A 14,425-nucleotide genomic window follows, 5' to 3' on the forward strand; every position below is an offset into this window, starting at 1 on the left:
ACCGTTGTAATTATTTTGTAAACACATTGCTAAATCAAATGACATCCACTACAACCATATCATTACAAGTGGTCAGACCTCCTACAAGACAGGGAGCCTTTTCTATGATGATTTTGAGTATTGTTGCAACCGTTGTTTTACTCGGCGCGCTCTTCTATCACCGAATCACTCTGCTGCTCAGTAGTACAATTTTGCTTGTCTGGACCGCTGCACTCAGCGTCGCCGGGTTATGGAATATCTGGCTGTTGATCCCACTGGCCATCATTCTGTTGCCGTTCAACCTGGCACCAATGCGCAAGTCGATGATTTCAGCCCCGGCTTTCCGCGCTTTCCGCAAAGTCATGCCACCCATGTCGCGTACAGAGAAAGAAGCCATCGATGCCGGAACCACATGGTGGGAGGGCGACCTGTTTCGTGGTAACCCCGACTGGCAAAAGTTGCACAATTATCCGCAACCGCGCCTGACCGCCGAAGAACAGGCCTTTATTGATGGTCCTGTAGAAGAAGCCTGCCGGATGGCGAATGATTTCGCCATTACCCATGAAATGGCCGATCTGCCGCCGGAACTTTGGGCTTATCTGAAAAAGCATCGTTTCTTCGCGATGATCATAAAAAAAGAGTACGGCGGCCTGGCGTTTTCCGCTTATGCCCAGGCTCGCGTGCTGCAAAAACTGTCGGGCGTCTCAGGGATTCTGGCGATTACCGTTGGTGTGCCTAATTCATTAGGCCCCGGAGAGCTGCTGCAACATTACGGTACTGAAGAACAGAAGAATCACTATTTGCCTCGTCTGGCAAGCGGTCAGGAAATTCCGTGTTTCGCGCTAACCAGTCCGGAAGCAGGCTCCGATGCAGGGGCCATTCCGGATACCGGCGTGGTTTGCATGGGCGAATGGCACGGCGAACAGGTGCTGGGTATGCGCCTGACCTGGAACAAACGCTACATCACGCTGGCGCCAATCGCCACGGTACTGGGGCTGGCGTTTAAACTCTCCGATCCAGATCATCTGCTGGGGGAGGAAGAAGAGCCTGGTATCACCTGCGCCCTGATCCCGACAACCACGCCGGGCGTTGAAATCGGACGCCGACATTTCCCGCTGAACGTTCCGTTCCAGAATGGGCCGACCCAGGGGAAAGATATTTTCGTTCCCATCGACTACATTATTGGCGGCCCGTCGATGGCCGGCCAGGGGTGGCGGATGCTGGTGGAATGCTTATCCGTGGGCCGTGGCATCACTTTGCCGTCTAACGCCACGGGCGGCCTGAAATCCGTCGCCATGGCTACCGGCGCCTACGCGCATATTCGCCGCCAGTTCAAAATCTCTATCGGAAAAATGGAAGGGATTGAGGAACCGCTGGCGAGAATCGCTGGTAACGCCTACGTGATGGATGCCGCGGCTTCGCTGATTACCAGCGGTATTATGCTTGGCGAAAAACCGGCGGTGCTTTCGGCGATTGTGAAGTATCACTGCACTCACCGCGGTCAGCGTTCGATTATTGACGCAATGGATATTACCGGCGGTAAAGGCATTATGCTCGGCACCAGTAATTTCCTGGCGCGCGCCTACCAGGGCGCACCGATAGCAATCACCGTAGAAGGGGCGAATATACTTACGCGCAGCATGATGATCTTCGGCCAGGGGGCCATCCGTTGTCATCCTTATGTATTGGATGAAATGGCAGCTGCGCAGAATAACGATCTTAACGCTTTCGATAAGCTGCTGTTTAAACATATCGGCCACGTGGGCAGTAACAAAGTGCGCAGTTTCTGGCTGGGCCTGACCCGCGGTCTCACCAGCAGTTCGCCGACCCGAGATGTCACCCGTCGCTACTACCAGCATATGAATCGCCTGAGCGCCAACCTGGCTCTGTTGTCAGATGTCTCAATGGCTGTACTGGGCGGTAGCCTGAAGCGTCGAGAGCGAATTTCCGCCCGTCTCGGCGATGTGCTGAGCCAGCTCTACCTGGCCTCTGCGACCCTGAAACGTTATGACGATGAAGGGCGTAATGAAGCCGATTTGCCACTGGTTCACTGGGGCGTGCAGGATGCACTGTATCAGGCTGAGCAGGCGATTGACGATCTGCTGGTCAATTTCCCAAATCGGCTGGTGGCCGGTGTGCTTCGCGTGGCTATCTTCCCTACAGGCCGTCATTATCAGGCGCCATCAGACAAGCTGGATCACAAAGTGGCGAAAATACTGCAAGTTCCGAGCGCGACCCGTTCGCGTATCGGCCGTGGTCAGTATCTGACGCCGAGCGAGCATAACCCAGTCGGCCTGCTGGAAGAGGCGTTGCTTGATGTTATCGCAGCGGAGCCGATCCATCAGCGCATCTGCAAAGAGTCAGGCAAAAATCTGTCGTTTACTCGTCTTGATGATCTGGCCCATAGCGCGCTGGCAAAAGGATTCATCAATCAGGACGAAGCGGATATTCTGCTGCGTGCCGAAAGAAGTCGTCTGCGCAGTATTAACGTTGACGATTTTGCGTCAGATGCGCTGGCGACACGTCCGGTAAAGCCAGCAGAGAAAGTACGCGAAATTGAGGCCGCTTAGAAAGCAGAACATAACAACATCACGACCGAGGCGGGCATTCCCCGCCTCTTTTTTGCTGGCGAACGGCCATAATACATTTCCAGACTTATCATTTTTTTTGCAAAATATTCCGCGAGCTATCCACCGGCTGATATGGTGTTAAAGTCATTATTATTCATCTCATCATACTGGAGTTCACCACTGTGCCCGGACTGAAAATCACTCTTTTACAACAACCACTGGTATGGATGGATGGTCCCGCCAATCTGCGCCATTTCGATCGTCAACTGGAGGGGATTACCGGGCGTGATGTCATTGTTTTACCTGAAATGTTCACGACTGGTTTCGCCATGGAGGCGGCCGGGCGCTCGTTATCGCAAGAGGAAGTGGTTGCCTGGATGGAAGCAAAAGCCACGGAGGCTAATGCGTTGATTGCCGGCAGTGCGGCGCTGCAAACAGAACGCGGGGCTGTTAACCGATTTTTGTTGGTTGAACCTGATGGTAAAACCCATTTCTATGATAAACGGCATCTGTTCCGCATGGCGGATGAACATCATCATTACGAGGCCGGTAACCAGCGGGTGATTTTTGAATGGCGCGGCTGGAGAATCCTGCCGCTGGTATGTTACGACCTGCGCTTTCCCGTGTGGTCGCGCAACCGTAATGACTACGATTTAGCACTTTATGTGGCTAACTGGCCTGCCCCACGCTCGATACACTGGCAATCGCTACTGCTTGCCAGAGCAATCGAAAATCAGGCCTATGTTGCGGGCTGCAATCGCGTCGGTACCGACGGCAACGGCCATCATTACCGTGGCGATAGTCGGATCATTACCCCGCAAGGGGAAATTATTGCTACCGCAGAACCGCATCAGGCGACCCGTCTTGATGCGGAGCTATCGTTAACCGCGCTTAATGAGTATCGTGAAAAGTTCCCGGCCTGGCAGGATGCCGATCCTTTCAGGCTGGAATAACCCAATAGCCAAAGGGAGAGCGGAACACTTTGAGATGGCTGATAAAGAGGGAAAACCACGCCTTTCCCCCTCTTTGTTTTTTTGTCTATCGCAAATAGCCAGTGCTCAGAAAAATACAGCGTTAACAATCAATAACGTGACAGAACCGACAGCCCACAGAATGGTGGTAGTGATGCTCCATACCCGAATTTGCTCCTGCACTTCAGTTACGCCAAGTGAACGGTTTACCACCCAGAAGTAAGCATCATTAAAGTAAGAAAACATAAATGATCCTACTGTACATCCAAGACCAGCGATCACGGGATCGACACCAAGTGTACCGATCATCGGCGCAGTAATGCTGGCTGCGGTGATCATTGCCACTGCGCCCCCTGCCACACTCCTGCCTGGCTCTCCGCTATTCCGGTTTCGCGACAAAAAGTAGCCGCCAGGATTAACACTATCGGCACCAACAATGGCGCGAATGAAACCGTTACCCTTGGCAGTTTCTCATCTTCCTGCATGTCGATCGCTTCCGGTAGCAAGCGCTCCCTTAAAAAGCCTTCGTCATCAGCCATCGGCACGATATAAATGCGTTTGCCCAACCATGTGGTATACAGAAAACCACAGAGAGTTACCGGGATCGCCACCAGCATGCTCCAGAGCATGAAAGTGCCGATCGGCATATCAAACGGCGAGGCTACCCTCGCCGTTATCCTGATGCAAATCCGAAAATTCAACAAAGAGGATTTTGCCTTTTATCATCCGGGCGGCTCACTGGGAAAACGCCTGTTGACCTACGTCAGGGACGTGATGAAATCCGCGAAAGATTGCTGTGCCGTTCAGCCGACGACCACTATTCTCGATGTTTTATTCGCCATGACATCCAGCAAAACTGGTGCGGCTTCTGTCATCAACAAACAGCAGAAATTAATCGGCATCGTCACCGACGGAGATATTCGTCGTTATGTGATGTATAACAATTTACATTTGACCGATCCGATCAGCGAGGTGATGACTCACTCCCCGGAATGGGTATTTGAAAATGAACTGGTTGAAGTCGCTTTGCGGAAAATGCAGCAAAAGCGCCCCTCTTCGGTCACCGCCTTACCTGTTGTCGACCGGGAAAGAAAAGTATGTGGGATGCTTAATATTTCAGACCTGATGAATCAGGGTTTTTTATAACAAAGCCGCGTTCGTCCTGTTGGTGCTGCCTGCGATTATCACAGCAGGCTTTGAGATAGGGGAAATCAGCAATCCGAACAACGATTCAGGACGAAAAAAACCGCACAATATAAATTGTGCGGTTCTTAAATCAGAATGTTTGAAACACTCTGATGAAATGTGGCGGAACGGACGGGACTCGAACCCGCGACCCCCTGCGTGACAGGCAGGTATTCTAACCGACTGAACTACCGCTCCACATACTGTCCCCTTGGGAACGAGGCGAATATTACGGATTCCCCTCTACGGCGTCAACGCTTTTTCTTCATTTTATAATTGCTTGCTGCAAAAATCGCCCGCCAGACTATTTTTAATACATTTAACAACGCGTCAGGCCCGCCACAGGCAGTTGCCGCCTTTCTTTTGTACCAAATCGAGCCGTGATTCATGATTAACCAGCTCTTCATCGGAGGCATAAATCACGCGAAGTTTACTGGCAGCACGAACAAGACGCTGTATCCCCATTTCTCCGGCCTGCTGCTGCTCTTCTCCTTCCATTGAAAAAGCCATGGTGGTCTGACCGCCGGTCATCATCAGATAGACATCGGCCAGGATCTGGGCATCGAGCAATGCGCCGTGCAGCGTTCGTTTACTGTTATCTATTTCATATCGCGAGCAAAGCGCATCAAGACTGTTACGCTTGCCGGGAAACATTTTTCGCGCCAGGGCGAGGCTATCGGTAACTTTGCAAAACGTATCCGTTTTCGGAATTCCGCGGTTCAGTTTAGCGAACTCATAGTCCATAAAGCCGATATCGAACGATGCGTTATGGATGACCAGCTCCGCACCGCGAATGTAATCGAGGAATTCATCGACAACATCAGCAAACACGGGCTTATCCATAAGAAATTCGTCCGCAATACCGTGGACGCCAAACGCTTCAGGATCCACCAGTCGATCCGGCTTTAAATAGACATGGAAGTTATTCCCGGTCAGGCGACGGTTGATTACCTCCACTGCGCCGATCTCGATTATCTTGTGCCCCTCATAGTGCACACCAATCTGATTCATACCGGTGGTTTCAGTATCGAGAACAATCTGTCGAGTAATTGCAGTGCTCATAGCGGTCATTTATGTCAGACTTACCGTTTTACGTATCGATTTCAATTACAGGAAGTCTACCAGAGATGCTTAAACAGGTAGAAATTTTCACCGATGGTTCTTGCCTGGGAAATCCAGGCCCCGGCGGCTACGGTGCAATTTTACGCTATCGGGGGAAGGAAAAAACCTTCAGCGAAGGTTTTTTCCTTACAACAAATAACCGCATGGAGATGATGGCGGCCATCGTCGCCCTGGAAGCGCTGAAAGAGCAGTGTGAAGTCATTCTCAGCACCGACAGCCAGTATGTAAGACAGGGGATCACTCAATGGATCCACAACTGGAAAAAACGTGGCTGGAAAACTGCGGACAAAAAGCCAGTCAAAAATGTCGATCTCTGGCAACGCCTGGATACCGCCCTGGGGCAACACAAAATAAAATGGGAATGGGTCAAAGGCCATGCCGGACACCCTGAAAACGAGCGCTGCGACGAACTGGCGCGCGCAGCAGCAGCAGCCCCTACTCAGGATGATACCGGATATCAGACACAGACAGAGGGTTAATTCTGCCTCTTGCGCCACTGTCGTGTGGCGCCAACCACCTGGCGTATCCGGTTTTTCGCCTTGCTTGATTTCATGGGATTCAGCGTCAAGGGGATCGTGCGCTTACGCGCGATAATCAATTGCAAACATCCCAACGCAGGGAGATGCGTACTAAGCAATTTTCCCCCATAACGAGACCACGGCAGAACCTGATGACGACCATAGTGTAAAACCTCAAAATTAAGTAACGCCAGCCAGTCCATCTGGCGCATTAGCGTAAACATGCGACTGTTATACGGACACTTATTGCGTAATACAGGTGCCAGCTTGCGCAACCCCATCAGACTCACAGGGTTAAAACTGGTTAAAATTATCCAACCATCATCAATTAACACTCTGTCAGCTTCTCTCAGCAGACGATGCGGATCATTACACCATGGTAAAGTGTGCGCCAGCAGGCAGGCATCAACGGATTTCTCCGCAAAGGGGAGATGGAGAGGATCCGCCATTACCTGCATCGGATTGCCCTGTAAAGAGACATTGACCTGATGAGAAATAGCGCAAGACTCAGTATTGATTTCCGCGCTCAGATTGCCAATCTTAAGTAAATGAAAGCCATATAATTTAGCCAGCCACGGTTTCATCTGCCGTTCCAGCGATTCGCGATAATATTCGCCCCACGGCATGCTGGACCAATGTTCAGGCGCTGTAACTGTATGAGGTATCCTTGCCGGCTTCATCGCAACCTTCCGCTACGCTTTAAGAGGTAATTTATGAATCTTATCAGTATTCCCGCATTGCAGGACAACTACATCTGGGTTCTTAGTGAGGATAGCGGACGCTGTCTGATCGTCGACCCAGGTGAAGCCGCTCCCGTACTGGCAGCAATCGAACAACATCACTGGCAACCGGAAGCTATTTTCTTAACGCATCACCACCACGACCATGTGGGCGGCGTAAAACAACTCTGTGAAGCGTTCCCGGCGATCACGGTTTATGGGCCAGCGGAAACCCAGAATAAGGGAACGACCCATGTCGTGGCTGACGGAGAAAGCATTTCCGTTTTGGGGCACGAATTTTCAATTTTTGCCACTCCAGGTCACACTTTAGGACACATCTGCTTCTTCACAAAACCTTATCTATTTTGTGGCGATACCCTGTTTTCCGGCGGCTGCGGCAGATTATTTGAAGGGACAGCAGAGCAGATGTATCAATCATTTAAGAAGATTAATGCGCTTCCTGAGGAAACGCTAATATGTTGCGCACATGAGTATACTTTAGCAAATATGAAGTTTGCATTAAGCATCCTGCCCCATGATAGAGATATAAATGATTACTATCGCAAAGTTAAGGAGTTACGCGCAAAAAAACAAAAAACGCTCCCCGTAACGCTGAAAAACGAGCGCCGTATAAATTTATTTTTACGCACAGATGATCATGATTTGATTCAAGAAATATCCAAAGAAACAAATTTGCAACACTCTGCAAAAAGATTTGCCTGGTTAAGGTCAAAGAAAGACGACTTCTGATATTTAATTCTTGTCTTCAGTCGACTTCACCGTTATCCTTGCTCGTCTTTTAAGCAACTATTGACACACACATGAAGGCACGAGCGATTTTACTCGCCTCTGTCCTGCTGGTGGGGTGCCAGGCATCTAAACATGATGGCACGGTACAACAGCGCGCACAGAGCCTTTCTGCAGCGAGTCAAGGGGATGCAGGCAAGTTCACAAGTCATGCGCGCTGGTTAGATGATGGAACCTTCTACGCGCAAGACCAGGATCTGTGGACGGCCATAGGCGACGAGCTAAAGATGGGAATTCCGGAAAATGCCCGGATTCGCGAACAAAAACAGAAATACTTAAGAAACAAGAGCTATCTCCACGATGTAACTTTACGGGCAGAGCCGTATATGTACTGGATAGCCGGGCAAGTTAAGAAACGTAACATGCCTATGGAGCTGGTATTACTACCCATAGTGGAGAGCGCTTTTAACCCATATGCGACATCTGGCGCTAATGCTGCCGGCATCTGGCAGATCATTCCGAGTACCGGGCGCAATTATGGTTTGAAACAGACTCACAATTATGATGCCCGTCGTGACGTCGTTGCCTCGACAACGGCAGCGTTAAACATGATGCAACGTCTGAACAAAATGTTCGACGGAGACTGGTTGTTAACCATCGCAGCCTATAACAGCGGCGAAGGCCGGGTAATGAAGGCTATCAAAGCGAACAAATCTCGTGGCAAGCCCACTGATTTCTGGTCGCTCTCATTACCACGGGAAACCAGAATATATGTTCCGAAAATGCTGGCACTGAGCGATATTCTCAAGAACAGCAAGCGTTATGGTGTGAAGCTGCCCACGGCAGATGAAAGTCGTGCACTGGCGCGCGTGCGCCTCGACACGCCGGTTGAGATTACACAGCTAGCCGATATGGCAGGAATGCCAGTAAGTAAGCTGAAGCGCTTCAATGCGGGCGTCAAAGGGCCAACACTTGGCGCGAATGGGCCAAAATACGTGCTGGTGCCGCAGAAACATGCAGCACAGTTGCGTGAGTCTCTGGCCTCCGACGATATTGCCGCTGTGCAGCCGACTCAGCTTGCGGATAACAGCGCGTTGATCAGCCGTAGCTACCGGGTGCGTTCTGGCGACACGATTTCCGGTATCGCATCGCGCCTCGGTGTATCGACGAAAGATCTGCAGCAATGGAATGGCATTCGCGGTTCAAACATCAGAGTGGGTCAGAATCTGGTGATTGGCGCAGGTACCAGTGCAGAGCGACTGGCAAGCAACAACAACGGCAGCATTACCTATCGCGTGCGTAAAGGTGATTCGCTGTCGAGTATTGCCCGGCGCCACGGCGTAAACATCCGTGATGTGATGCGCTGGAATAGCGATACTGACAACCTGAAGCCGGGCGATCAGTTGACGCTATTTGTGAAAAACAGCGACAGCCCAGAATCCTGATGATTCAGTAAACACAAAAAAGGCACCCACCCGGTGCCTTTTGTTTTTCTCTGCTTCAGAGAGCCTTGTGAGCCTCAAACATAATCGTATCGCTGGTAAACGAACCATCCTGCTGCAACGCAAAGTAAGCTTTAACCTCCGCCGATGCGCTCTCCTGATATAAGCGAATGGCTTCCACCAGCGCCGCAGGCGTTCGCATCCGTGCCACCCATGAACTGAACGCCAGCGGCAAACGGTCGGTCAGCAGATGATTAATCGCCAGTCCCGCCTCGTTCGCCATTGCCAGCCATTCACCGCTGGAATAGTTACGGACATGGGAAGTATCGCGCAGCGCCTCGACGGTCTGTAACCAGACATCGCGAACCGGATGCCCGGGGGACATAACATCCATAATAATCAGCACACCGCCTGGTTTCAGTACCCGCTTCACTTCACGTAATGCCTGTCCAACATCATGCCAGTGATGTGCAGAATAGCGGCTAATCACCACATCAAAGCTGCTGTCAGCAAAAGGCAAAGACTCGGCATACCCCTGCTGAGTCACAATATTAGCCAGACCTTTATCCCCGGCGGCCTGAACCACAACGTCCAGCATCTGTCTGGATAAATCATACGCCGTCACCTGCGCAACCTTCCCTGCCGCAGCAAAACTGGCATGTCCAGCGCCACATCCCATATCCAGCACCTGTGCCTGCGGGAAGTCAGCCAGCCTTTCGGCCAGGCGTTGCAGATCGCGCCCGGATGCGTGTACGGCGCTGGTCAGATAAGCGCTGGCCTGTGAACCAAACTGTTTTTCGACGTTGTCATGATGAGAGCGTGTTGTCATTGCATTTCCTTCGGCTATTTGAGTAATAAAGGCAGCACCAGGCTTACGCCGGCCTGCCCCGTGGCAGGCCTGACATACCTTAATTAATCAGGCTTGCCGGGACTAAATTCGACGAGTAGCGGGTTGTGATCGGAAGCACGCGTCACCAGGACGGAAGCATCGTGTACGCTTAATCCCCGGTAGAACACGAAATCGAGCGGACGGCCAAAAGTGCGGCGGCGCTGATCGTCAGAGAAGCGGACCTCACGCAGCGACATTTCACGCGCAAAGCGATATAAGGCGTTCATTCGCGGACGGCTCCAGGCATTAAAATCGCCCGCCATAATCACCGGCCCACTGTGATGGGCAATCTGGTCGCCAATCGGCAACAGTTGCTTACTGTAAACATCAACACCAATACTGAAGTTAACCGCATGAATATTCACTACCATCAACAGACGAGAATCCGGCAACGGATAAACGGTAACTAACGCCGATTTCGCCAGCCGAAGTATCGGCTCCCGTTCACGTAATGGGCAGCAATACACAGGGTGCGCAGAGGCTAACGTCATCACACCAGAAGGGTGTTGAGGCAATACCAGCGCCGGAACCTGATCAGCGGCCAGATAATTGGAGGTGGCGAATTTTACTAATTCAGGCGTGGTTTGCGCTTCCTGTAACAGCACCAGATGCGCATCTTTGCCAAAATTATTAAGCACCGATTTCCACTCAGCGCGCTGCTGTTTGAAGATGTTCCATACCAGCACGCGGATTTTTTCATCCGAACTTAACGGCTCTCCGGCAGGAAAAACCGGCATCATGCCTGCAAACGCCCCCGGAGGTAAAATCCTCTCCGCTGGCTGTCCGGCAACAAAGCGCATGGCATAGGTATTCTTTCGCAATTTAGGCATCAAACCTCGATAACAGGAAACCAGCCTGACTGCGACTGGTTCTTCTGTTATAGGGATTTTTGTATACACTTTCAATGCAATTCACCAGAAACCTTGAATCTTCCACGTAAAAGCGCATAGCTCCCGACCAGGGCTTATTAAACGACACCTTTCATCCTTCCCGACACACAACACCCTAACGTTTTCGCCAAATTATATTCAGGGCGGAAGTATGGACAGTCGCCACCGAGGGATAGTGCTCCACATTGTCAGGATTCAGGTGACACCAGGTATGAAGAGGTGTTTAAATAACAAAACTAGTCAAAATAACCGTGTCGTTTTGCCACAAGAGCAATAATGAGAGCTACCTCAGAAGAAATCGCTATCTTTGTCGCCGTGGTAGAGAATGGCAGCTTTAGCCGCGCAGCGGCACAGTTAGGACAAGCCAATTCCGCAATCAGTCGGGCGGTGAAAAAGCTGGAAGCAAAACTCGGCGTAAGCTTGCTTAACCGCACTACACGCCAGCTAAGGCTGACTGAAGAGGGAGAGCGCTATTTCCGACGAATGCAGGTTGTACTTCAGGAGATGACCGCCGCCGAAAATGAGCTTCTGGAGAGTCGGACGACACCGGGAGGATTGTTACGCGTTGATGCGGCTACGCCAGTGATATTGCATTTCCTGATGCCATTGATAAAGCCCTTCCGTGAACGCTACCCGCAGATCAGCCTTACGCTCGTCTCATCCGAAACCTTCATCAATTTGATTGAACGAAAAGTTGATGTCGCCATTCGCGCCGGTACGCTGACTGATTCCAGCCTGCGCGCCAGGCTATTGTTTAATAGCTACCGAAAAATTATCGCGTCTCCGGACTATCTTGCACGTTACGGAACACCACAAAGCGTCGCTGAACTAAAAAATCACCAGTGTCTGGGTTTTAGTGAACCTGTTTCATTAAATACCTGGCCGATCTCCTGTTGCGATGGTCAGTTACTGGAGATCAAAAGCGAGATATCGTCGAATAGCGGAGAAACAATCAAGCAGTTGTGTTTGGCCGGTAATGGTATCGCCTGCCTGTCCGATTATATGGTAGATAAAGAAATTGCCGGAGGTGGGTTTGTTGAGCTACTGGCCGACAAACGACTGCCGATTGAAATGCCGTTTAATGCTGTTTACTACAGCGACAAAGCCGTAAGCACGCGAATAAGGGCATTTATCGATTTTCTCAGTGAACATGCGAAACAACTCCCTAAAGCGCTATAAAAGGGTTTTAGCGTACAGGGAGCGCATGATGCGAGTTTCCGGTTTAATCAAGCAATCGTTACCCGCCAGCACGGCACTCAAGTTGCTATCATCGAGTGACAAAATCCAGGTGTTAATATGATCGCTAAATGGTATGCAAAAAGCAAAAAAGCCCTGAACGTTTGTTCAGGGCTTTTAATAAGTGGCGGAACGGACGGGACTCGAACCCGCGACCCCCTGCGTGACAGGCAGGTATTCTAACCGACTGAACTACCGCTCCACCGAATACTTCTGCAACCACCGGTTTTATGCCCCGGTGTGACTGCTTAATTTGATGCCTGGCAGTTCCCTACTCTCGCATGGGGAGACCCCACACTACCATCGGCGCTACGGCGTTTCACTTCTGAGTTCGGCATGGGGTCAGGTGGGACCACCGCGCTACGGCCGCCAGGCAAATTCTTGATGCTCTGTACGCAATACTTTATCGCATCCGCTGCGTTGGCTGCGCTTGTAAAGTCAGTCACATACTCTTGTATGCTCCTTCCTTTACTTCTCTTGCCGCCTTGCCGCTGCGCAAACTATTGCGTACTACAATCCGGTATCAATGCTGAAAATCTCTCAAATCGCCAAAACATCTTCGGCGTTGTAAGGTTAAGCCTCACGGTTCATTAGTACCGGTTAGCTCAACGCATCGCTGCGCTTACACACCCGGCCTATCAACGTCATCGTCTTTAACGTTCCTTCAGGACCCTTAAAGGGTCAGGGAGAACTCATCTCGGGGCAAGTTTCGTGCTTAGATGCTTTCAGCACTTATCTCTTCCGCATTTAGCTACCGGGCAGTGCCATTGGCATGACAACCCGAACACCAGTGATGCGTCCACTCCGGTCCTCTCGTACTAGGAGCAGCCCCCCTCAGTTCTCCAGCGCCCACGGCAGATAGGGACCGAACTGTCTCACGACGTTCTAAACCCAGCTCGCGTACCACTTTAAATGGCGAACAGCCATACCCTTGGGACCTACTTCAGCCCCAGGATGTGATGAGCCGACATCGAGGTGCCAAACACCGCCGTCGATATGAACTCTTGGGCGGTATCAGCCTGTTATCCCCGGAGTACCTTTTATCCGTTGAGCGATGGCCCTTCCATTCAGAACCACCGGATCACTATGACCTGCTTTCGCACCTGCTCGCGCCGTCACGCTCGCAGTCAAGCTGGCTTATGCCATTGCACTAACCTCCTGATGTCCGACCAGGATTAGCCAACCTTCGTGCTCCTCCGTTACTCTTTAGGAGGAGACCGCCCCAGTCAAACTACCCACCAGACACTGTCCGCAACCCGGATCACGGGCCCACGTTAGAACACCAGCCATTAAAGGGTGGTATTTCAAGGATGGCTCCACGCAGACTGGCGTCCGCACTTCAAAGCCTCCCACCTATCCTGCACATCAAGGACCAGTGTTCAGTGTCAAGCTATAGTAAAGGTTCACGGGGTCTTTCCGTCTTGCCGCGGGTACACTGCATCTTCACAGCGAGTTCAATTTCACTGAGTCCCGGGTGGAGACAGCCTGGCCATCATTACGCCATTCGTGCAGGTCGGAACTTACCCGACAAGGAATTTCGCTACCTTAGGACCGTTATAGTTACGGCCGCCGTTTACCGGGGCTTCGATCAAGAGCTTCTCCGCGAGGATAACCCCATCAATTAACCTTCCGGCACCGGGCAGGCGTCACACCGTATACGTCCACTTTCGTGTTTGCACAGTGCTGTGTTTTTAATAAACAGTTGCAGCCAGCTGGTATCTTCGACTGATTTCAGCTCCATGAGTAAATCACTTCACCTACATATCAGCGTGCCTTCTCCCGAAGTTACGGCACCATTTTGCCTAGTTCCTTCACCCGGGTTCTCTCAAGCGCCTTGGTATTCTCTACCTGACCACCTGTGTCGGTTTGGGGTACGATTACGTGTCACCTGATGCTTAGAGGCTTTTCCTGGAAGCAGGGCATTTATTGCTTCAGCACCGTAGTGCCTCGTCATCACGCCTCAGTGTTAAAGTACCGGATTTGCCTGGTCCACCTGCACGCTTAAACCGGGACAACCGTCGCCCGGCCAACATAGCCTTCTCCGTCCCCCCTTCGCAGTGACACACAGTACAGGAATATTAACCTGTTTCCCATCGACTACGCCTTTCGGCCTCGCCTTAGGGGTCGACTCACCCTGCCCCGATTAACGTTGGACAG

13 protein-coding genes, 2 tRNA genes and 2 rRNA genes are annotated in these 14,425 nt (G+C 51.4%); 7 read left to right on the forward strand and 10 right to left on the reverse strand.

Translation table 11 applies throughout. The features are described 5' to 3' along the window. The first annotated feature begins 104 nt into the window (after positions 1-104). Positions 105-2,549: an acyl-CoA dehydrogenase FadE gene (gene fadE, locus FN037_RS07310; RefSeq protein ID WP_142501844.1), complete on the forward strand. Its 2,445-nt coding sequence runs from the start codon at positions 105-107 to the stop codon at positions 2,547-2,549. Positions 2,550-2,731: 182 nt separating this feature from the next. Next, entirely contained in the window at positions 2,732-3,502 is a 771-nt protein-coding gene (locus tag FN037_RS07315; RefSeq protein ID WP_142501845.1) for an amidohydrolase, read from the forward strand. Between the two features lie 105 nt (positions 3,503-3,607). On the opposite strand, the gene FN037_RS24540 is transcribed toward FN037_RS07315, so the two are convergent. Together FN037_RS24540 and FN037_RS24545 are read right to left on the reverse strand one after the other, a co-directional pair. After that, the gene (locus FN037_RS24540; protein WP_241675669.1) at positions 3,608-3,859 is read right to left on the reverse strand and encodes a GntP family permease; all 252 of its coding nucleotides are present in this window, start codon (positions 3,857-3,859) and stop codon (positions 3,608-3,610) included. Then, positions 3,856-4,149, reverse strand: coding sequence for a GntP family permease (locus FN037_RS24545; protein WP_241675666.1), 294 nt, complete (start codon positions 4,147-4,149; stop codon positions 3,856-3,858). The genes FN037_RS24540 and FN037_RS24545 overlap by 4 nt, the downstream gene beginning before the upstream one ends. Between FN037_RS24545 and FN037_RS07325 the strand changes: the two genes are divergently transcribed. Beyond that, the gene (locus FN037_RS07325) at positions 4,136-4,666 is read left to right on the forward strand and encodes a CBS domain-containing protein (protein WP_241675665.1); all 531 of its coding nucleotides are present in this window, start codon (positions 4,136-4,138) and stop codon (positions 4,664-4,666) included. The genes FN037_RS24545 and FN037_RS07325 overlap by 14 nt on opposite strands. Positions 4,667-4,826: 160 nt before the next feature. Here the strand turns inward: FN037_RS07325 and FN037_RS07330 are convergent. After that, positions 4,827-4,903 (reverse strand) — tRNA-Asp (locus FN037_RS07330). A 132-nt stretch (positions 4,904-5,035) separates the two neighbouring features. Next, on the reverse strand, positions 5,036-5,767 hold the full coding sequence (dnaQ, locus tag FN037_RS07335; RefSeq protein ID WP_206665984.1) for a DNA polymerase III subunit epsilon: 732 nt from the start codon (positions 5,765-5,767) through the stop codon (positions 5,036-5,038). Positions 5,768-5,832: 65 nt separating this feature from the next. Between dnaQ and rnhA the strand changes: the two genes are divergently transcribed. Further along, a complete protein-coding gene (gene rnhA, locus FN037_RS07340; RefSeq protein WP_138363000.1) occupies positions 5,833-6,306 on the forward strand; it encodes a ribonuclease HI in 474 nt (157 codons plus the stop codon). On the opposite strand, the gene FN037_RS07345 is transcribed toward rnhA, so the two are convergent. After that, a complete protein-coding gene (locus tag FN037_RS07345; RefSeq protein WP_138362999.1) occupies positions 6,303-7,025 on the reverse strand; it encodes a class I SAM-dependent methyltransferase in 723 nt (240 codons plus the stop codon). The two genes, rnhA and FN037_RS07345, sit on opposite strands and share 4 nt — an antisense overlap. A 33-nt stretch (positions 7,026-7,058) precedes the next feature. On the opposite strand from FN037_RS07345, the gene gloB reads away from it, so the two are divergent. Both gloB and mltD read left to right on the forward strand, forming a co-directional pair. Next, on the forward strand, positions 7,059-7,814 hold the full coding sequence (gloB, locus tag FN037_RS07350; protein ID WP_138362998.1) for a hydroxyacylglutathione hydrolase: 756 nt from the start codon (positions 7,059-7,061) through the stop codon (positions 7,812-7,814). A 71-nt stretch (positions 7,815-7,885) separates the two neighbouring features. Next, positions 7,886-9,256 carry a murein transglycosylase D gene (mltD, locus tag FN037_RS07355; protein ID WP_138362997.1) on the forward strand — a complete coding sequence of 457 codons (1,371 nt, stop codon included), beginning with the start codon at positions 7,886-7,888 and terminating at the stop codon, positions 9,254-9,256. Between the two features lie 55 nt (positions 9,257-9,311). On the opposite strand, the gene FN037_RS07360 is transcribed toward mltD, so the two are convergent. Then, entirely contained in the window at positions 9,312-10,082 is a 771-nt protein-coding gene (locus FN037_RS07360) for a class I SAM-dependent methyltransferase (RefSeq protein WP_138362996.1), read from the reverse strand. A gap of 83 nt (positions 10,083-10,165) precedes the next feature. Next, entirely contained in the window at positions 10,166-10,963 is a 798-nt protein-coding gene (locus tag FN037_RS07365) for an endonuclease/exonuclease/phosphatase family protein (protein ID WP_138363030.1), read from the reverse strand. Positions 10,964-11,308: 345 nt separating this feature from the next. Between FN037_RS07365 and yafC the strand changes: the two genes are divergently transcribed. Further along, on the forward strand, positions 11,309-12,211 hold the full coding sequence (gene yafC, locus FN037_RS07370; protein WP_142501846.1) for a DNA-binding transcriptional regulator YafC: 903 nt from the start codon (positions 11,309-11,311) through the stop codon (positions 12,209-12,211). Positions 12,212-12,393: 182 nt separating this feature from the next. Here yafC and FN037_RS07375 read toward each other — a convergent pair. From FN037_RS07375 to FN037_RS07385, 3 genes are all read right to left on the reverse strand, one after another. Continuing rightward, a tRNA-Asp gene (locus FN037_RS07375) sits at positions 12,394-12,470 on the reverse strand. A gap of 56 nt (positions 12,471-12,526) precedes the next feature. Continuing rightward, positions 12,527-12,642, reverse strand: a 5S ribosomal RNA gene (gene rrf / locus FN037_RS07380). A 195-nt stretch (positions 12,643-12,837) separates the two neighbouring features. Further along, positions 12,838-14,425, reverse strand: a 23S ribosomal RNA gene (locus FN037_RS07385); the annotation flags it as partial.

It is taken from the genome of Klebsiella sp. 2680, from assembly GCF_900198535.1.
Taxonomy (GTDB): domain Bacteria; phylum Pseudomonadota; class Gammaproteobacteria; order Enterobacterales; family Enterobacteriaceae; genus Klebsiella; species Klebsiella indica.